This window comes from Flavobacterium sp. 38 (assembly GCF_057799715.1).
This window is the reverse complement of sequence record NZ_JBYNWZ010000010.1, coordinates 129,614-148,565: the sequence shown is the minus strand read 5'-3', so window position 1 is coordinate 148,565 and position 18,952 is coordinate 129,614. Positions and strand designations below refer to the sequence as shown.

The 18,952-nt window shown below is 35.6% G+C and carries 14 protein-coding genes and 1 rRNA gene; 12 read left to right on the top strand and 3 right to left on the bottom strand.

Features of this window, described 5'->3' with window-relative positions; all coding sequences use genetic code 11:
* A 16S ribosomal RNA gene (locus AC3E9W_RS19840) occupies positions 1-93 on the bottom strand; the annotation flags it as partial.
* A 1,015-nt stretch (positions 94-1,108) separates the two neighbouring features.
* Positions 1,109-2,113, bottom strand: coding sequence for an LLM class flavin-dependent oxidoreductase (locus tag AC3E9W_RS19835; protein WP_488769722.1), 1,005 nt, complete (start codon positions 2,111-2,113; stop codon positions 1,109-1,111).
* Positions 2,114-2,289: 176 nt separating this feature from the next.
* Between AC3E9W_RS19835 and AC3E9W_RS19830 the strand changes: the two genes are divergently transcribed.
* The 4 genes from AC3E9W_RS19830 (at position 2,290) to AC3E9W_RS19815 (ending at position 7,551) form a co-directional block, all read left to right on the top strand.
* A complete protein-coding gene (locus AC3E9W_RS19830; RefSeq protein WP_488769721.1) occupies positions 2,290-2,805 on the top strand; it encodes a DUF2975 domain-containing protein in 516 nt (171 codons plus the stop codon).
* Between the two features lie 2 nt (positions 2,806-2,807).
* On the top strand, positions 2,808-3,014 hold the full coding sequence (locus AC3E9W_RS19825; protein WP_306158690.1) for a helix-turn-helix domain-containing protein: 207 nt from the start codon (positions 2,808-2,810) through the stop codon (positions 3,012-3,014).
* A gap of 111 nt (positions 3,015-3,125) precedes the next feature.
* Complete coding sequence (locus AC3E9W_RS19820) at positions 3,126-4,007, top strand: ABC transporter ATP-binding protein (RefSeq protein ID WP_488769720.1); 882 nt, start codon at positions 3,126-3,128, stop codon at positions 4,005-4,007.
* A gap of 4 nt (positions 4,008-4,011) precedes the next feature.
* On the top strand, positions 4,012-7,551 hold the full coding sequence (locus AC3E9W_RS19815; RefSeq protein WP_488769719.1) for a M1 family aminopeptidase: 3,540 nt from the start codon (positions 4,012-4,014) through the stop codon (positions 7,549-7,551).
* Between the two features lie 159 nt (positions 7,552-7,710).
* Here the strand turns inward: AC3E9W_RS19815 and AC3E9W_RS19810 are convergent, their stop codons facing one another.
* Positions 7,711-8,925: a polysaccharide deacetylase family protein gene (locus AC3E9W_RS19810; protein ID WP_488769718.1), complete on the bottom strand. Its 1,215-nt coding sequence runs from the start codon at positions 8,923-8,925 to the stop codon at positions 7,711-7,713.
* Positions 8,926-9,096: 171 nt separating this feature from the next.
* On the opposite strand from AC3E9W_RS19810, the gene AC3E9W_RS19805 reads away from it, so the two are divergent.
* The 8 genes from AC3E9W_RS19805 (at position 9,097) to AC3E9W_RS19770 (ending at position 18,838) form a co-directional block, all read left to right on the top strand.
* Positions 9,097-10,437: a sigma-54-dependent transcriptional regulator gene (locus AC3E9W_RS19805; RefSeq protein WP_488769717.1), complete on the top strand. Its 1,341-nt coding sequence runs from the start codon at positions 9,097-9,099 to the stop codon at positions 10,435-10,437.
* A gap of 330 nt (positions 10,438-10,767) precedes the next feature.
* Positions 10,768-11,049, top strand: coding sequence for a DUF7674 family protein (locus tag AC3E9W_RS19800; RefSeq protein WP_488769716.1), 282 nt, complete (start codon positions 10,768-10,770; stop codon positions 11,047-11,049).
* A gap of 119 nt (positions 11,050-11,168) precedes the next feature.
* Positions 11,169-11,246 (top strand): K(+)-transporting ATPase subunit F, encoded by a 78-nt coding sequence (kdpF, locus tag AC3E9W_RS19795; RefSeq protein WP_269237904.1) that lies wholly within the window; start codon positions 11,169-11,171, stop codon positions 11,244-11,246.
* Positions 11,247-11,345: 99 nt separating this feature from the next.
* The gene (kdpA, locus tag AC3E9W_RS19790; RefSeq protein WP_488769715.1) at positions 11,346-13,064 is read left to right on the top strand and encodes a potassium-transporting ATPase subunit KdpA; all 1,719 of its coding nucleotides are present in this window, start codon (positions 11,346-11,348) and stop codon (positions 13,062-13,064) included.
* A 291-nt stretch (positions 13,065-13,355) separates the two neighbouring features.
* Positions 13,356-15,401, top strand: coding sequence for a potassium-transporting ATPase subunit KdpB (gene kdpB / locus AC3E9W_RS19785; RefSeq protein WP_488769714.1), 2,046 nt, complete (start codon positions 13,356-13,358; stop codon positions 15,399-15,401).
* A gap of 55 nt (positions 15,402-15,456) precedes the next feature.
* Positions 15,457-16,035: a K(+)-transporting ATPase subunit C gene (locus AC3E9W_RS19780; RefSeq protein WP_488769713.1), complete on the top strand. Its 579-nt coding sequence runs from the start codon at positions 15,457-15,459 to the stop codon at positions 16,033-16,035.
* A 379-nt stretch (positions 16,036-16,414) separates the two neighbouring features.
* On the top strand, positions 16,415-17,491 hold the full coding sequence (locus AC3E9W_RS19775; protein WP_488769712.1) for a porin: 1,077 nt from the start codon (positions 16,415-16,417) through the stop codon (positions 17,489-17,491).
* 219 nt (positions 17,492-17,710) lie between these two features.
* Complete coding sequence (locus AC3E9W_RS19770) at positions 17,711-18,838, top strand: sensor protein KdpD (RefSeq protein WP_488769711.1); 1,128 nt, start codon at positions 17,711-17,713, stop codon at positions 18,836-18,838.
* Positions 18,839-18,952 lie beyond the last annotated feature (114 nt).

The following is an 18,952-nucleotide window of genomic DNA, read 5'->3' as shown; positions in this document are numbered from 1 at the left end:
GGTCTCAAAGCCCGAAGACTTCTACCCCTCGACTTGCATGTGTTAAGCCTGCCGCTAGCGTTCATCCTGAGCCAGGATCAAACTCTTCATCGTATATTTTAATATTATATAGTCGATGCTTCCTATCGGTTCTTTTTCGAATCTTCCGACTCTACTGCTCTTATTCTTTTTTTGTCCTCATCTTTCGATTCGGACGGCTGTCAATTCAATATGTCTACGAACGTGTCTTCTTTTTAATTTCGCTTGTTTCTCAAAGCGGGTGCAAAACTAAAACTTCTTTTTGTTTCCTGCAAGAAAAATTTAAAGTTTTTTTTGGGAATTTTTTCATCCCATTTCCTTAATTTTCCTTCCAATCCTTCAAAGGGCTTTCCGTGTTTTGCGGGGTGCAAATATAAAAAGCATTTTCTTTTCCTGCAAGCTTTTCCGAATCTTTTTTCCTGAAAATTTCTTTTCTTTTTTATCCTTAAAGCCTGCCGGCATTTCGATGAGCGTTTTTGCTGTTGCGGGTGCAAAAGTAGCCCCTTTTTACAGTTATCCAAGCTTTTTCGGCAGGTTTTTTTGCCTTTTTTTCAATCTTTTTGTTAACGTACTGGTAACCTTGTCTTTAATTTTTAAAGTTTTTCAATTCCCTGTGAGGTTTTTCTTGGTTTGATTATGGTTTTGGCAGTTTCGGCTTCTTTTCTTCCATTATTTATATGGATTTTTCAGTGTTCAGGCTCTTTTATTATGCCAAATAAGCGTAAAACTTCTTCTGGAAACGGCTCCCCTAGCCCCGATAGAAGCGGAAATCCTTTTTGGGGCGGGGTTCGCCCCAAAAAGATTGCAGCGGATAGCGGGAAATGGCTCCTTATCTTTATTAAATCCCAATTTTTTTATCCCGAAGCTTCGGGACCAAATTCCAATCCTGACGGCTTCGCTGCGCTCAGCCTGCCTATTAATATATTATACGTACGTGAATAGCGTTGCGTGAGACGCACTGCGGTGCGCTTCTACAGAAAATTGGAATCTATACATATAAAATAAGCAAACCCGACAGGTTTTGGAAACCTGTCGGGTTATGAATCTAAAAAATCGTTCCTATATATAATAGCGCAAACTACCTTATATATTATTCATTTATCGCATCGATTACTTCTTTGGTAATTTGAATGCTTTTTAATTTTGCTTCGTGATCGAAGATTGGACTTGTTACCATTAGTTCGTCGATTCTAGCGTAGTTGATGAACTTTTTAAGATCTGCAACTAACTGTTCTTTATTACCTGTAAAGGTTCCGGCTGTCATTTGGTTTACATGGAAGCGTTCTGCTTCGTTCATGATATCATCTAATGACGGAACGGGCGGTTGTAATCCTTTGCGGTCGTTTCTAATTAGGTTTAAGAACATTTGATATAAACTAGTAGAAAGAAATTCTGCTTCTTCATTTGTGTCTGCCGCAATAATATTAAGACATGCCATTGTTTTGGGTTTATCTAGAAATTCAGAAGGCTGGAAATTTTCTCTGTAAAACTCAAATGCCTGAATCATTAGTTTTGGCGCAAAGTGTCCTGCAAAAGCGTAAGGAAGTCCGTAAGCGGCTGCGAGAGCTGCGCTATCCATACTTGATCCTAAAATCCAGATTGGCACTTTTAAACCTTCTGCTGGAAATGCGCGGACTTTTCCTGTGGCATTTTCAGATGAAAAGTATTCTTGAAGCTTGCTTACATTCTGTGGGAATCGCTGCGCCTGCTCGAAGAAGTCTTTTCTGATTGCTTCGGCAGTTGGCTGATCTGTTCCCGGCGCTCTTCCTAAACCTAAATCGATTCGGTTTGGATAAAGGGTTTCTAATGTTCCGAATTGTTCTGCCACCACTAAAGGCGAATGATTCGGAAGCATGATTCCGCCAGAACCTACGCGAATTTTCTGAGTTTGGCTTGCTATATAACCAATTAATACGACTGTTGCTGTACTGGCAACGTGTGCCATATTGTGATGTTCTGCGAGCCACATTCTTTTGTATCCGATTTTGTCGGCAAGTTGGGCAATGTCTTTTGTTTTTTGAAATGTTTCTGCTGCGTTGCTATCTTGGGTGATAATCGCAAGCTCTAATATTGAGACTGAAATTGGGTTTTTCATATATAAATAAGGCTAAAATGCAAAATTAAGTCATTTATGCCAATGCCTTTTTATTTCTAGTGTTAATTGAACTATAATATTATAACCTAAAACTATAATGGCTAAATTTTGATAATTAATTATTGTTTTACAATAATTAATTATACATTTGCAATATCAATTTAACTTTGTGATACATGAAAACAACTCATATCGTTTCCAGAATATTATTTTATCTGACCCGATTTTTAGCTGCGGTTTATTTTTTTCTGGCAGCTTATTCAACTTTTTCTTTAATAACAGGATTGTTTTTAACTTTTAAAGATAACGGAAAGTATTTTCAGGTTTGTTACCCTTTTACAGAACGCCCTTTAATGCTGGGCGATTATAACCTACCTTATATATTGTTTGATTTTCTGGCTCCGTTGAGTCTTTACGGACTTTTCTTTTTGTTGAGCAGTAATGTTTTCAAAGTATTTTTTCAGCCAAAATTATTTACTCCAAACGGGGTTTCGCATTTGAGGCGTTTTTATTTAGCGAATTTATTAATTCCGAGTATTGTGATTTTTATTGCATTCTTTTTTGTTCCGCTGGATAATGAAGTCTGGATGTTTATCATATTACACGGAATGCTGGGCGCTTTTGCTTATTTTCTCGCCGCTATTTTTAGACAAGGTTTAAACCTTCAAAACGAACAAGACTTATTTATATAACTATGCCAATAATTGTAAATGTTGATGTAATGCTTGCCAAACGCAAGATGCAGAGTAAAGAGTTGGCAGAAAAACTAGATATAACGCCTGCTAATTTATCGATTCTAAAAACAGGAAAAGCAAAAGGGATTCGGTTTGATACGCTCGAAGCGATCTGCAGAATTCTCGACTGTCAGCCCGGAGATATTTTAGAATACGTAAACGAGTAAACTCTATTTTCATTCTGACTTTAAAAAAATCGGTTTTTATGACCGACAGGATTTCTATTGCCTAAATTTTTCAAATCATCATTTCTATAATCATCAAAAATCAATCAAAAAATGAACAGTTTATCCATCAAAAATCTCAGCAAAACGTATGAGAACGGTACGCAGGCGATCGATAATTTATCGCTTGAAATTACCAACGGAATGTTTGGTTTACTCGGCCCGAACGGCGCGGGAAAATCGACTTTAATGCGAACCATTGCTGCATTGCAGGAACCGACTTCGGGAATTATCGAGTTTAACGGAATCAATATCCTGGAAAATCCAATGTTTATTAGAGAAAATCTCGGATATCTTCCGCAGGAATTTGGGGTTTATCCGAAAATATCGGCTTATCGTTTATTGGATCATTTGGCAATTCTGAAGGGAATTGTCTATAAAAAAGAGCGACACGACCAGATTTTGTATTTATTGCAGCAGACGAATCTCTTGCAGCATAAAGACAAAGCGGTTCATTCTTTTTCGGGCGGAATGCGTCAGCGTTTTGGAATTGCACAGGCTTTATTGGGAAATCCGAAGATTATTATTGTCGATGAACCAACTGCCGGATTGGATCCTGAAGAACGAAACCGTTTCAATAACCTTTTAAGCGAAATCGGTGAAAGCATTATCGTAATTCTATCGACACATATTGTAGAAGACGTTCGCGACTTATGCACCAAAATGGCTGTCATCGCCAATGGAAAATTGATTTTAGAAGGAAATCCGAACGAAGCGGTTAATTCTCTTAAAGATAAAATATGGATGAAAGCGATTCAGAAAACAGAATTGGAATCACATAAAAAGCAATTCAATATTATTTCCTCTCATTTAAATTCCGGAAAACTCAATATTCATGTCTATTCAGAACAAAAACCTGATTCTGAGTTTGAATTGGTTTCACCAGATTTAAACGATGTGTATTTCAATGTTTTATCTCAAAACCTAAAAAAATAGTATTATGCTTTCTAAATTAATTCAATTTGAATGGCATAATAATTCCAGAAACTGGACTTTTTATGCTTCCTACCTTATATATATAGTATTGGGTTTTATGACGGGCGCTTTTGCGAATTTCTCTTTTTCGGGTGCTTACAAAAACGGACCTTTTGTTTTGACGTACGCGATTGGTCTGATTTCGCTGACGGTTATTTTTTCGATTACGATTCAGACTGCTCAGAATTTCTTAAAAGAATATGAAACTAAATTTGATGCTATTCTTTTCGCTGCTCCCATTTCAAAATTCAATTATTTGTTCAGTCGATTTGTTACAGCGTTTGTCATTGCAGTAAGTTCTTTCGGAATGTTTATTATTGGATTGATGATTGGACATTTAATGCCTTGGATTCAGGGAAGCGATATTGGACCTTTTGAAATCATGAATTATCTCTGGCCTTATTTTGTGATTGTGATTCCGAATATTTTGTTGTGTCTTTCAATCGTTACGGCGCTCGCGTGGATTACCAGAAGTAAACTTTTTATTTACGTTGGCGGATTATTGGTTTACATTTTATACATCGCAGGTTCGGTTTTTTCGAATTCTCCCCTATTTGCAAATGCTTCTCCGTCTTCAGCGAAAGCGATGTCTTTGGCTGCGAAAATTGATCCGTTTGGATTGGCAGCGTTTTTAGAACAAACCCGATATTGGACTTCTGTGGAGAAAAATACCCAGTTACTTTCGCTTTCGGGCAATTTTTTATTCAATAGAATTTTATGGATTTGTATTTCTTTGGCTCTACTTTTTGTTTCGTATAAATTGTTTTCTTTTCGAAAAATGAAAACTAAAAAGGTAAAATCAATCAAAACAGTTCAAAAAGAAACTAGATTTTTTTCTGCCGAAATTCCGAAGCAAATTGAAATTAAAACTTTCAGACACAATTGGGCGGTTTTTAAAAGCAATTTGAAATTGGATATTTATTTAATTCTAAAAGGAATTCCGTTTTTACTGATTGTTCTTTTATTTTCGGGATTATTGCTGATTGAGATTTCAGACGAAATTGACGGCGGAATTCGATTGGCAGAAAATATAACGAATACGGCGTTGATGATTTCGACAATTATCGATCGCCTACCTTTTATTCTGATTCTGATTGTTCTTTTTTATTCGAATGAATTAGTAAACCGTAGCGAAAGTTCTAAGTTTGAAATGCTCGAAAATACCGCGCCTTATGCTCCATTTTCGGTTTTACTTTCAAAACTGACAGCACTTTTTATAGTTCCGATACTGATTATTGCCATTAGTATTTTGATTGGGATTGGATTTCAGTTAATGAATGCCAATGCGCCAATCGAAATCGGCCTTTATCTTTCGCTTTTTTATTATATCGGATTTCCGTTGTTTTTGATTTCGATTCTGATAATTGCGATTCAGACTTTCATTAAAAACAAATATTTAGGATTGGCGATTTCGGCTTTTATCGTTCTTTTGTTCTGCACCGGAAGTGGCGAACAATTAGGAATTGAACATCCGTTATTGCGATTTGGAGATTCTTTCAAAAGAGAATATTTTGATCTGAATGGTTTCGGAAGTTACACTTTTCCGTTTCATATTTCGATGTTATACAATTTCGGATTGGCTTTAATACTTCTCACATTGATTGGAATTTTATGGAAACGAAATACTTCTGTTCTAAAAACCATTCGAAGAAATTCATTTAACAAAATTCAAAAAACAACTTTTGCTTTCGGTCTTATTATTTTCATCGGTTTTGGAAGTTTTCTTTTTTATAAAACCAATATCGAATATCCGTATTTGACCAAAGACGATCAAAATAATTGGAGCGAACAATACGAAAAGCAATATAAAAAATATGCAAATCTTGCTCAACCGACAATTCTTTCGGTAAAAAGCAATGTTGATTTATTTCCAGATGAAAATCGTTACGAAGTAAAAGGAACTTATGAATTGATCAATAATTCTGAAAAACCAATTGATAGTTTACTCCTATATATAGATCGAAATTCGAAACTGACTTCTGTTGAAATCAAAAATGCCAAAAAACTGGACGATGTTTCTAAATTTCAGCATTATTGGTATAGATTGGAAAAGCCTTTGCAACCTCAGCAGAAAATGAAAATGAGTTTTACTTTTCAATCAACCTGGTCGCCATTTAAAGGACATACCGCTTTTAATTCTATTATTGATAATGGATCGTTTATGCGAATAAGTCGTTATTTTCCAGCTTTTGGCTATCAGGATTCTAATGAAATCAGCAGTGAAAAGGAACGCGCTAAAAGACATTTGCCTAATCAAACTCCGCTTAAAAAACTGGACGATAAATCGAAAATCTCGAATGATTTTACGGATTACGAAACTATAGTTTCAACTTCAAAAAATCAAACCGCAATTGGAATTGGCGATTTAATTGGAAATTGGCAAAAAGGTGATCGCAATTATTTTCATTATAGATCATATGGAAAAATTCCGTTTCGATTTGCTTTCGCTTCCGCGGAATATGAAATCAAAAAAACGAAATATAAAGGCATTTCCATTGAAGTTTATTTTGACAAAAGACATTCCAGAAACGTTGCAAAATTGATTCAGGATGTAAAAAACACATTGGATTATTGCCAAAATAATTTTGGAAAATATCCGTACAAAACCATTCGTTATGCCGAAGTCAGCGCTTTCGCGGATGGATTTGCAGCAACTTCATATCCGTCAACGGTTTTTATGAAAGAGAATTTTGGTTTTTACAGCAACCTCAACAATCGAGACAAAGAAGATGTTATCAATCAATTAACAGCGCACGAGCTTTCTCATGAATGGTGGGGAAATGCGCAGATTAGTCCAGAGCAAAAAGAAGGAAGCTGGATTTTGACCGAAACTTTAGCGCAATACACTGAATTGATGCTTTATGAAAAAGAACATGGTTTAGAAAAAGCTTTAGAAACTTTAAAAATTCATCTGGATTTATATCTCAGCAGTCGAAGTTACGAACCTGAAACGCCTTTATATAAAACGAATTACGAAACACCGCATTTGCCTTATGATAAAGGAATGCTGGTTATGCATCAATTGCGAATTTTAATTGGCGAAGAAAAAGTAAATCTGGCTTTGCACAACTTTCTGAATCACTATAAATATCCAAATCGAATTCCCGATTCTGAAGATTTATTGAAGGAAATTTATTTGGTGACGGATCCTAAACTTTATCCGAAACTGGATGAAATATTTAAAAAGATTATAACCTATTCTTCTAAAATTTCAAAAGTTGAAACTGTGAAAAAGAATGGTTTTTATGAAGTTTCTTTTAAAGCTGAATCGTTTAAATACAACGAAGACGCAAAAGGAAATCGAAAACAAATTGTAAACGATGCGACAATCGATATTGGAATTTATGATGAAAACGGAAAATTACTTCGTTATACTTTTCCAATGAAAAACAATCAAATTAACGGAAAAATTAAAATCAAAACCAAACCTCAACGTGTTGTTGTCGATCCGTATTTAATGAATATTGATACGTTTATAAAAGATAACGAAAAGGAAATTGATTAGGTTTTTTATTTAAACACATAGAGACATAGTTAAACTGAATCTATAAAGGCGTTTCACTTGCATCAATTCACATAGCTTTCTATGTGTTAGAAACTAGTTTCTTTTAGTCTCCTTTTATATAAAGAGAAAAAACTATGTTTCTATGTGTTTAAAATTATTTTAGTTTTTCAAATCAATCACAATTAATTTATGTTTTTTACTTCCGTCATTTTGAATAGTAAAATCTGGAGTTTTAGACTCTGTTTCAAATTTTGAGTCAGAATCAACTGAAAGCGAAATGGATTTGTGTCTGAAAGTTTCTGGAATTTCTGGAAGCTGAATCGTTACCGTTACTTCTTTATCTTTTTGAACGAAATCAATTTTTATTCTGTCTCTTAGCCAAATATATTCGTAGACTTCCTGCCACGGTGCCATCCAGATTGAGTCGTTTCCATTTGCGCCATATTTATCGGCAAGTGTTGTCATATAATATTTAAAATCAGGAAAACGCGTACTGAGATTCCAAAGATTTGTATTTCCTGTTCCGTGTGTGAATTCGTTAAACCAAACTGCATCTTTTTGTTTTAAAATAGAATCTATCTTTTTTAAATAGTTGTCCATTGTTTTAAAACTTATCGTGTCTTTTGAACTCTGTACAAAAGTTCTTGCCGAAATCAGTTTATCTAAATTCACTTTATCATTTGCTTTATAAATCGGTCCTTCACCATAATAAGAAGCTGCAGAAAAATGACCGTTTTGAAGCGCTTCTTTCTCATATTCTAAATAATATTTATCATCTCCTTCTCCGCCCGGAACTACAAAATGCGACATTGTGAAGTTCAGATTTTCTTTTATTGATTTTGTATTATCTGTCACTTCTGTCAAATAATTGGTGCCGTGTTTGGTCGCGTGATGAAAACTGTGATTGAGAATATCCCAACCAGCATTGTACATTTCACGAACTTCATCCCAAGAAAGATGTCCACGATTAGGCAAATTATTTAAAGATGCTCCGTTTATGGCTAATGCTAGTTTGAACGGAATTTTATTACCCAATCCGTCTGTATAAAAAAGACCTTTTGAAGTTGTTCCGTCTCCACCCTGATCTATTTTCCATCCATTTTTATTTGAAGCACTAATTTTTCCTCCATTTAATAATGGGAAAGCTGTCAAATAAGCCGATCTGTAACCGTCGTCAAGCGTAAAACTGTAGGCAAAATGTTTGTTGTATTTTAATATTGAAGGCGTGATTTTTACTTTTCCGGTCGATTTTAATTTGATTTTAAATGAAATAGTCTTCGTTTTTGAAGAATCTTTTTCAATTATTCCGTTTGAATAACCATTGAAACTGCTAAAAATTATAGCAGTTAGTATTAGGAGAATTTGTTTTGACATAAATTTTTAGTGGTTCATTTTTCGAACTAAAAGTACATTTCTTTTTGAAGATAATATTTTAAAACTGATTATACTCTTAAAAATAATTTCGACCTAATTAAAAAAGCAAACTGGTTTTACCCCTAAATTTGTACATCAAATATCAAAATTTGATTTTAGCATTATCTGCAAATGACACACAAAATTTTAATTATAGACGACGAAGAAAAACTGAGAAGTCTTCTGGCACGTATCGTAAAATCGGAAGGATTTGAAGTTTTTGAAGCGAAAGATTTAAAATCGGGTTTTAAAAAACTCGAACAAACTGATGTTGATGTCGTTTTGTGTGACGTAAAATTGCCTGACGGAAACGGAGTTGATTTTGTTCAAAATATAAAAAGTAGTTTTCCTTTAACAGAAGTTATTCTCCTAACCGCTTTCGGAAATATTCCCGACGGCGTTCAGGCGATGAAAAATGGCGCTTTTGATTATATCGTAAAAGGAGATGATAATGATAAAATTATTCCGCTTCTCTATAAAGCTGTCGAAAAAGTACAATTGCAAAAGAAAGTACAACAACTTGAAAAGCGCATAAATGATAAATATTCTTTCAATACCATTATTGGCAAATCTAAAGGAATTGAACAAGTAATTGATCTCGCTCAAAAAGTGGCTAAAACCGATTCGACCGTTTTATTAACTGGAGAAACGGGAACCGGAAAAGAAGTTTTTGCACAGGCAATTCATGAAAATAGTAATCGCGTTGGAAAATCTTTCGTGGCTTTAAACTGTAGTACTTTCAGCAAAGAAATTTTGGAAAGTGAACTTTTCGGACACAAACAAGGCGCTTTTACAGGAGCTTTAAAAGATAAAAAAGGGTTTATTGAAGAAGCTAACGGCGGCACTTTATTCTTAGACGAAATTGGTGAAATGCCAATTGATCTTCAAGCTAAATTATTGCGTGTTCTGGAAACTAGTGAATATATTCCAGTTGGAGACACGACTTCAAAAAAATCAAATTTCAGATTGATTGCGGCGACAAACCGTGATTTAAAAGAAGAAAGCGAGGCACATCGTTTCCGTTCTGACTTGTATTTTCGTTTGAATATTTTCGAAATCAAACTTCCTTCGCTTAAAGAAAGAGTGAAAGATATTCCTCTTTTGGTTAATTTTTTTGTGAAACAGTTTTCTGAAAAAACGAATAAAAAAACATTGGCTGTTTCTGATGATTTTGTTCAGAAATTAGAAAATTACTCTTGGCCAGGAAACATTCGCGAGCTTAAAAACATCATCGAAAGATCGGTTATTTTGAGCAACGGCGAAATTTTGACTTCTGATGTTCTTCCGTATGAAATGCAGCAACAAAGTGAAAAATCTTCTAAAAGTATGTCTGCTTTTTCTATGCAGAGCATCGAGAAGTTGCATATTCAGAAGGTTTTGAATTATACAAAAGGAAATAAAGCGGAAACAGCGAGATTATTGGAAATTGGAATTGCTACTTTGTATCGGAAAATTGAAGAATATGGGATATAAAATTCCAAAATTTAAATTCCAAATTCCAAAAATCATTTTCTGTTTAGTTTTCTGCAAGGTTTTTAAAACCTTGTAGGTATTATACTCGACACGTTTAATTTAAAAATCAAACCTACAAGGTTTTGTCCCGAAGCTTCGGGATTGCAGGAACGTACAATACTTCGAGAAACCTCTCATTTTAATAAAAGCTTATCATTTTGATAGGCTTTTATTATGCACAAATTTTGGCACAAAACAATAACCCCTTATTTTACAACATCTTAACCATATCTCATCATTTTCGGAATATAATTTGGCATAAGGCGGGAAAGAACATTAAAATCCTTTCTTATGAAAAATCAAGTTAATACCATCTACAAACAAGCCGAACGGTTTGCTGAGATTACCAAAAAATCGATTATCAGTGGCAATATCGTTCGGGCTAAAAAATGTTTAGCACTTGCGGAACGGTTATTTATTAGCGGAAGCTTAGAAACTAAAAATGCGATTTCAAACGTGTATGTTTTCTCTGTTTCTTCTTTTATGGAAATGCGTCACTGCAATATCTCACATCTTTTTCCGCAGACTTTAAAGGCCGAATACATCAAACAAGTTAATACTTCCGGAGTTTAAAATCTAAACTCTACAATCTTAAATCTAAAATAATGATCACATTTCTTTTACTTGGACTTGCAGTTGTACTGTTTGCCATTTGTTTCCTTTCTGTCGAATTCTTTGAAAAAATCTAAATCATGACTGCACTATTTATTGTTTCAATTGCTGTTTTCTTGTATTTGGTTTATGTATTAATCAAACCTGAAAAATTTTAATCAACGTGAAATGTCAAAAGTGAAATGTTAAATGCATCTCATTTTTACAAATACCATCTCACTTTTACAGCTTCACATCTCACAAATAATAAAAAAATTATGAATACAGAGTTACTAGGTGTCATTGGAATTTTTATCCTGACTGTTCTTTTAGCAATTCCTTTCGGAAAATATATTGCTAAAATTTTCAAAGGAGATAAAACACTTCTTGACCCGATTTTCAATCCGCTTGAAAAATTTATTTTTAAAATCAGCGGAATCAATCCGGCTGAAGAAATGAACTGGAAACAGCATCTGAAAGCACTCTTAAGCATCAATATGGTTTGGTTCTTTCTTTGCTTTTTTGTTTTAATGTTTCAAGGTTCGTTATTCTTAAATCCAGATAACAACCCGAATATGTCACCCGATTTGGCTTTTAATACCGCCATTTCGTTTGTTGTAAACTGTAACTTACAACATTATTCTGGTGAAAGCGGGGTTTCGTACCTATCGCAAATGGTATTGATGTTTTTACAATTTGTTTCAGCTGGAGTCGGAATCGCAGCAGCCGCAATGGTTTTTACCGCTATGCGCGAAAGAACTACAGACAAATTGGGGAATTTCTACAACTATTTCGTAAAAAGCTGTACACGTATATTATTACCGCTTTCTGCAATTGTAGCTATTGCTTTAGTTTTCAGCGGAACTCCAATGACTTTTGAAGGAAAAGATGCGATTACCACTTTGCAAGGTGACCAAATAGAAGTTTCACGCGGACCTGCAGCGGCTTTTATTGCCATTAAACATATTGGTACAAACGGCGGTGGATTCTTCGGAGCTAACTCTGCACATCCTTTAGAAAATCCAACTTATTTAACAAACGCTATTGAACTTTGGGCGCAGATGATTGTTCCGTTTGCGATGATTTTTGCGCTTGGTTTCTTCCTAAATAAACGAAAATTTGCTTATATCATTTTTGGTGTAATGACAATTGGATTTTTACTATTAGTGGTTCCAACCATTTCAAGCGAATTAAACGGAAATCCTGCCATAGAAAAAATGGGAATTGCGCAAACAACCGGAGCGATGGAAGGAAAAGAAGTTCGGTTTGGGCCAGCGATTTCAGGTTTTTGGAGTATTGCTACAACGGTAATTTCGACAGGATCTGTAAACAGTATGCACGATAGTTCGATGCCAGTTTCTGGTGCTATGCAATTACTTGCCATGATGATTAATGCTTTCTACGGCGGATGCGGTGTCGGTTACCTCAACTTCTACATCTTTATTATTCTGGCAGTATTTATTTCTGGATTAATGGTAGGTCGAACTCCTGAATTTTTAGGAAAGAAAATCGAAGCTCGGGAGGTTAAAATTGCTGCTTTTATTGCTATTCTTCATCCTTTATTGATTTTAGCTGGAACTGCTTTGGCTTCTTATTTCGCAGCTCACGATACTGCAATGGGTTATTGGTTTAGCGGAAATGCAACTGGCTGGCTGAACAATCCTGGAAATCACGGATTCTCTGAAATGTTATACGAATATACTTCGAGCGCTGCCAACAACGGTTCTGGTTTTGAAGGTTTGGGAGATAATAATCCGTTTTGGAATATCACTACGGGGATTGTTTTACTGCTAGCTCGTTTCATTCCGATTATTGGGCCTTTGGCAATTGCAGGTTTATTAGCCAATAAAAAATACATTCCGGAAAGTGCAGGAACTTTAAAAACAGATACTTCAATTTTCGGAATTATGATTTTTGCTGTTATCGCGATTATTGCTGCACTTTCTTTCTTTCCTGCTTTAGCACTGGGGCCATTGGCTGAATATTTTACACTTTAATAATGCTGAAGATATTTTAAACACATAGAAACATAGGAATTCAATATCTAAAAAAAGGAATTAGAAAAAACTAGTTTTCACACATAGTCCCGATAGCTATCGGGATGAATATATTCTCGAAATGTATTTCAAACATAGCCCACGGTTTCAACCGTGGGAACACAGATTGAGAAAATGTATTGCGTACCCACGGTTGAAACCGTGGGCTATGTTGAAGATTGAAATCTATGCCTCTATGTGTTTAAAATCAAAGCATAACATTTTTACAAATAACATTTTACAAAAAGAAAAATGACAACTAATAAATCTACATCATTGTTTGAGAGCCAGCAGGTAAAAGAAGCTTTATGGCAGTCTTTTGTGAAGCTGAATCCAAAAATGATGATTAAAAATCCGGTAATGTTTACCGTAGAAATCGGAACTGCAATTATGTTTGTGGTTTGCATTTCGATCTTAATGGGCGCCAACGATCAGGGAAGTTTTATTTACAACTTAATTGTATTCCTAATTTTATTGGCAACTCTTTTATTCGCCAATTTCGCCGAGGCAATTGCCGAAGCACGTGGAAAAGCACAAGCCGACAGTTTAAGAAAAACTCGCGAAGAAACACCTGCGAAATTGGAAAACGGTCAAACGATTTCCTCTTCACAATTAAAAAAAGGAGACATTTTTGTCTGCGTAGCCGGTGATGTTATTGCAACTGACGGTGAAATTATCGAAGGTTTGGCAACGATTGACGAAAGTGCTATTACTGGAGAAAGTGCTCCAGTGATTCGAGAAGCTGGCGGAGACAAATCGTCTGTAACGGGCGGTACAAAAGTCTTGTCTGATAAAATTAAAGTACAAGTAACTTCTGAACCTGGCGAAAGTTTCTTGGACAAAATGATTGCTTTGGTTGAAGGTGCAAGCCGTCAGAAAACGCCAAACGAAATTGCTTTGACTATTTTATTAGCCGCTTTCACTTTAATCTTCGTAATCGTCTGCGTGACTTTAAAACCTTTTGCCGACTATGCAAACGCTCCTATTACTATTGCTGCTTTTATTGCTTTATTTGTTTGTTTGATTCCGACCACAATTGGTGGTTTGCTTTCTGCGATCGGGATTGCGGGAATGGACAGAGCTTTGCGTGCCAACGTAATTACCAAATCAGGAAAAGCGGTTGAAACTGCTGGTGATATTGACGTTTTGCTTTTGGATAAAACTGGAACAATCACAATCGGAAATAGAAAAGCAACCAATTTTTATCCAACCAAAGGAATTGCTTTTGATGATTTCGTGAAATCGGCTGTTTTGAGTTCGCTTGCTGATGATACTCCGGAAGGAAAAAGTATTTTGGAATTAAGTGAAATGTTAGAGGTAAAGAATGAAAGTAAACCAAGTGTTTTACAAAATACATCTGAAATTTCACAAACCATAAAATTTACTGCAGAAACCAGAACTTCTGGAATCATTTTAAAAGACGGAACTAATATTCGAAAAGGTGCACAAGACGCTGCCAAAAAAATCGCAGAACAAGCAGGAAATGCTTTTCCAGAAGATACAGCGCAACAAGTCATTACGATTTCTTCTAACGGAGGAACGCCATTAGTAGTAATTAAAAACAATGAGGTTCAAGGTGTTATTGAATTGCAGGATATTATCAAAACCGGAATGAAAGAACGTTTTGAACGCTTACGACGAATGGGAATTAAAACGGTTATGGTTACGGGCGATAATCCGCTGACGGCGAAATTTATTGCCGAAAAAGCTGGCGTTGATGATTTTATTGCCGAAGCAAAACCAGAGGATAAAATGAATTATATCCGCAAAGAACAGGAAGAAGGCCGTTTAGTCGCTATGATGGGTGACGGTACAAACGACGCTCCTGCCCTTGCCCAAGCGAATGTTGGTGTTGCCATGAACAGCGGAACGCAAGCTGCAAAAGAAGCTGGAAATATGGTGGATTTGGATAATGATCCAACCAAATTAATCGAAATCGTAGAAATCGGAAAACAGCTTTTAATGACGCGAGGAACGTTGACTACTTTCTCTATTGCCAATGACGTAGCTAAATATTTTGCGATTGTTCCTGCTCTTTTTATTACAGCGATTCCAGCTTTGCAAGGTTTGAATATTATGCACTTGCACAGTCCAGAAAGTGCGATTTTATCGGCTGTGATTTTTAATGCGATTATCATTCCGATTTTGATTCCGCTTGCGCTGAAAGGTGTTGAATACCGTCCGATCGGTGCGAGTGCAATTTTGAAACGTAATCTTTTGATTTATGGACTTGGAGGATTAATCGTTCCTTTTATCGGAATCAAATTGATCGATTTAATTGTTGCCTTATTTATGTAAAAAAATTAAACCTGACGGGTTTTGAAAACCCGTCAGGTTTCTAAAAACAAATGAAATGAAAAATATAATATCTCTTTTGAAACTTACCATTTGCACTTTAGTTCTGTTTGCGGTTATATATCCTTTATCGATTTATGGAATTGCACAGATTGCTCCAAATCAAGGAAAAGGTGAAACGATTTCGTTTAACGGAAAAGTGGTTGGTTATCAAAAAATCGGACAGAAGTTCGATAAATCGAATTATTTCTGGGGAAGACCTTCTGCAGTAGATTACAATGCGGCCGGAAGTGCCGGAAGCAACAAAGGTCCGAGGAATGCTGAATATTTGGCTTTGGTTCAAAAACGAATTGATACTTTATTATTGGTTCATCCATACTTGAAAAAAGCTGATATTCCATCTGATATGGTTACAGCATCAGGAAGCGGATTAGATCCAAATATTTCTCCACAAGGCGCTTTAATTCAAGTGAAACGTGTTGCTAAAGAAAGAAAACTAGATGACGCGAAAGTAAAAGCTTTAGTGGAATCTAAAATTAATACGGCTGTTGTTGGACCTGAAACTGTGAATGTTTTGGAACTGAATATGGCTTTGGATCAGCTTTCTTCTAAAGGTGCTAAGGTTCTAAGCAACTAAGCTCCTGAGGTCTCTCCTGCAAGATTTTCAAAACCTTGTAGGTATGAATCCCACAAAGACTTAAAATAAAGTAACCATAAAGTTTGGCATCCCGAGGAACGAGGGATCTCCGCGAGTAACTCAACAAAGATTGGCGATCCGCTGTGTGGAATTTCTTGTGTGATCCTTCCTTCGTCAGGATGACAAACTGAATGAAAAATTAGAACAAAAAACGCCTTTTTTACCCCAAATGCCCTAGCCCCGATAGTAGCGAAAATCCTTTTTGTGCCGGGGTTCGGCACAAAAAGATTGTAGCGGATAGCGGGATTAGCTCCTAAAAAATCTACTAAATATTAATTTAATTAAGAGGACGAGAGTGCTTCGTTCCTCGCAATGACTTATGAAAAAAATAATACTTACTGCTTTAATCGCTTTTGGTTTTAGCAATTTACATGCACAAGAAGAATCTAAAAGTCCGTTTACGTTTTCGGGATATGTTGATGTTTATTATAGTTATGATTTTGGGAAACCTGACGATCATACGCGTCCAGGATTTTTCTATAGTTATAATAAAAGTAATGAAGTGAACCTGAATATGGGAATGGCAAAAGTGAATTATTCTAAAGATAATATTCGAGGGAATTTTGCTTTAATGGCAGGAACTTATGCGCAATACAATATGTCTGCAGAGCAGGATTTACTGCAAAATGTGTATGAAGCCAATGTTGGTGTGAAGATTTCGAAAAACCATAATTTATGGATTGATGCGGGAATTATGCCTTCGCATATTGGTTTTGAAAGTGCGATTGGGAAAGATTGTCAAACGTTGACAAGAAGTATTCTTGCTGAGAATTCGCCTTATTATGAAGCGGGCGTGAAAATTGGTTACACGTCTGAATCTGGAAAATGGTATTTGGCGGGAATGTATTTGAACGGTTGGCAGCGAATTGAAAAAGTGGAGGGCAATCAGACTCCGGCTTTTGGAACGCAGGTTACGTATAAACCATCTGATAATGTGACTTTGAATTGGAGCACCTATGTTGGAAATGAACAGCCAGATATTGACAAGAAATGGCGTTATTTTAATGATTTTTATGGGCAATTTAAGTTGACAGAAAAAACAAATCTAACGGCTGGTTTTGATATTGGTTCGCAACAATCGGCTAAAAATAGTAACAAATATGACACTTGGTTTTCGCCAATTTTAGTTTTACAATACAAACCGACAGATAAGATTCAGCTGGCAGCGCGCGGTGAATATTACAGTGATGAAAAGGGAGTAATTATCGCAACAGAAACGCCAAACGGTTTTAAAACTTACGGATTTTCGGCTAACTTTGATTACTTAGTTACTGATAATGTTATGTTTAGAATTGAAGCAAGAAATCTGAAAAGCAAGGATGAAATTTTTACAAAAAACAATCTACCAACGGATGCGAATACTTTTGTAACGACTTCTTTGGCGATTAGTTTTTAGCAAAATTATTTCACGCAGATTCTACAGATTAGAGCAGATTTAATAGATTTTTTATTTAATAATCTGCGACGATTTGCTTAAATCTTTTAAAATCTGCGTGAAACAAAAAAACTTTGCGACTTAGCGTCTTTGCGAGATTTTTATTCTCGCAGATTTGGCGGATTTTGCAGATTCCTAATTAAAAAAACTTAGTGTCTTAGTGCCTTTGTGGCAAAACTTATGAAACAGGAAAAGGAAAATAATGCACAGCACTTTCTCGATTTGATTCAGAAATCACGGAAAGGGAAGTTTAAAATCTACATTGGGATGAGTGCCGGTGTGGGGAAAACTTTCCGTATGTTGCAGGAAGCGCATTCGTTATTGCGAAACGGAATCGATGTGAAAATCGGTTATATCGAAACGCACAATCGGAAAGAAACACATGAATTATTAGCTGGTTTGCCTCTTATTCCGAGGCGAACCATTTTTTATAAAGGAAAAGAGCTTGAGGAACTCGACGTTCAGGCGATTATAAATCTTCGTCCAGAAGTCGTAATTGTAGATGAATTGGCGCATACCAACGTCGAGGGAAGCAAAAATGAAAAACGTTGGCAGGATGTTTTGGAAATTCTTGAAGCAGGAATTAATGTTATTTCGGCGGTAAATATTCAGCATATTGAAAGTCTGAACGAAGATGTAAAACGCATTACCGGAATTGATGTTCAGGAAAGAATTCCGGATAATGTATTACGTCTGGCGGATGAAGTGGTGAATATCGATTTGACTTCAGAAGATTTGATTGCGCGTTTGAAGGAAGGGAAAATCTATACGCCAGATAAAATTCAGACGGCTTTGGCAAACTTTTTTAAATCGGAACAAATTCTGCAATTGCGTGAATTGGCTTTGAAGGAAGTAGCAAGCCAAGTGGTTCGAAAAGTGGAGAATGAAGTTCCGAATCTGCATGCTTTACGTCATGAAAAATTGTTGGCGTGTATAAGCAGTAATGATAAAACCGCTAAAATTGTGATTCGGAAAGCGGCTCGTCTGGCAAGTTATTACAACGGAATCTGGTATGTTTTGTATGTTGAAACTCCGAAGGAAAGTACAACGAGAATTGCGCTCGATAAACAACGACATTTAATTAATAACTTTAAACTTGCCGTTCAATTGGGCGCAGAAGTGATTAAAGTGGAAAATGAAAATATTGCGAATGCGATTTTAAAAACCGTCGAAGAAAAACAAATCACAACTGTCTGTATCGGAAAGCCGCATTTGAATTTATTTAAAGTAATTTTGTCTACAACAATTTTCAGACGTCTGTTAAACAAACTGTCTTTATCAAACGTCGATCTTGTTATTTTATCTTAAAGGGTAAACCATATAAGTCATATAAGAAAATGTAAGCGGATTGTGTTTTAAAGTTTAAAAAGCTTATCGTCGCATTCTATTATTTGTCTAAAGATTAAACACAATCTTTTAAAT

What these genes read in the sequence shown, in the direction of transcription:
- AC3E9W_RS19835 (WP_488769722.1), bottom strand. Translation starts at nt 2,113, where the DNA reads ATGAAAAACCCAATTTCAGTCTCAATATTAGAGCTTGCGATTATCACC.
- AC3E9W_RS19830 (WP_488769721.1), top strand. Translation starts at nt 2,290, where the DNA reads ATGAAAACAACTCATATCGTTTCCAGAATATTATTTTATCTGACCCGA.
- AC3E9W_RS19825 (WP_306158690.1), top strand. Translation starts at nt 2,808, where the DNA reads ATGCCAATAATTGTAAATGTTGATGTAATGCTTGCCAAACGCAAGATG.
- AC3E9W_RS19820 (WP_488769720.1), top strand. Translation starts at nt 3,126, where the DNA reads ATGAACAGTTTATCCATCAAAAATCTCAGCAAAACGTATGAGAACGGT.
- AC3E9W_RS19815 (WP_488769719.1), top strand. Translation starts at nt 4,012, where the DNA reads ATGCTTTCTAAATTAATTCAATTTGAATGGCATAATAATTCCAGAAAC.
- AC3E9W_RS19810 (WP_488769718.1), bottom strand. Translation starts at nt 8,925, where the DNA reads ATGTCAAAACAAATTCTCCTAATACTAACTGCTATAATTTTTAGCAGT.
- AC3E9W_RS19805 (WP_488769717.1), top strand. Translation starts at nt 9,097, where the DNA reads ATGACACACAAAATTTTAATTATAGACGACGAAGAAAAACTGAGAAGT.
- AC3E9W_RS19800 (WP_488769716.1), top strand. Translation starts at nt 10,768, where the DNA reads ATGAAAAATCAAGTTAATACCATCTACAAACAAGCCGAACGGTTTGCT.
- kdpF (WP_269237904.1), top strand. Translation starts at nt 11,169, where the DNA reads ATGACTGCACTATTTATTGTTTCAATTGCTGTTTTCTTGTATTTGGTT.
- kdpA (WP_488769715.1), top strand. Translation starts at nt 11,346, where the DNA reads ATGAATACAGAGTTACTAGGTGTCATTGGAATTTTTATCCTGACTGTT.
- kdpB (WP_488769714.1), top strand. Translation starts at nt 13,356, where the DNA reads ATGACAACTAATAAATCTACATCATTGTTTGAGAGCCAGCAGGTAAAA.
- AC3E9W_RS19780 (WP_488769713.1), top strand. Translation starts at nt 15,457, where the DNA reads ATGAAAAATATAATATCTCTTTTGAAACTTACCATTTGCACTTTAGTT.
- AC3E9W_RS19775 (WP_488769712.1), top strand. Translation starts at nt 16,415, where the DNA reads ATGAAAAAAATAATACTTACTGCTTTAATCGCTTTTGGTTTTAGCAAT.
- AC3E9W_RS19770 (WP_488769711.1), top strand. Translation starts at nt 17,711, where the DNA reads ATGAAACAGGAAAAGGAAAATAATGCACAGCACTTTCTCGATTTGATT.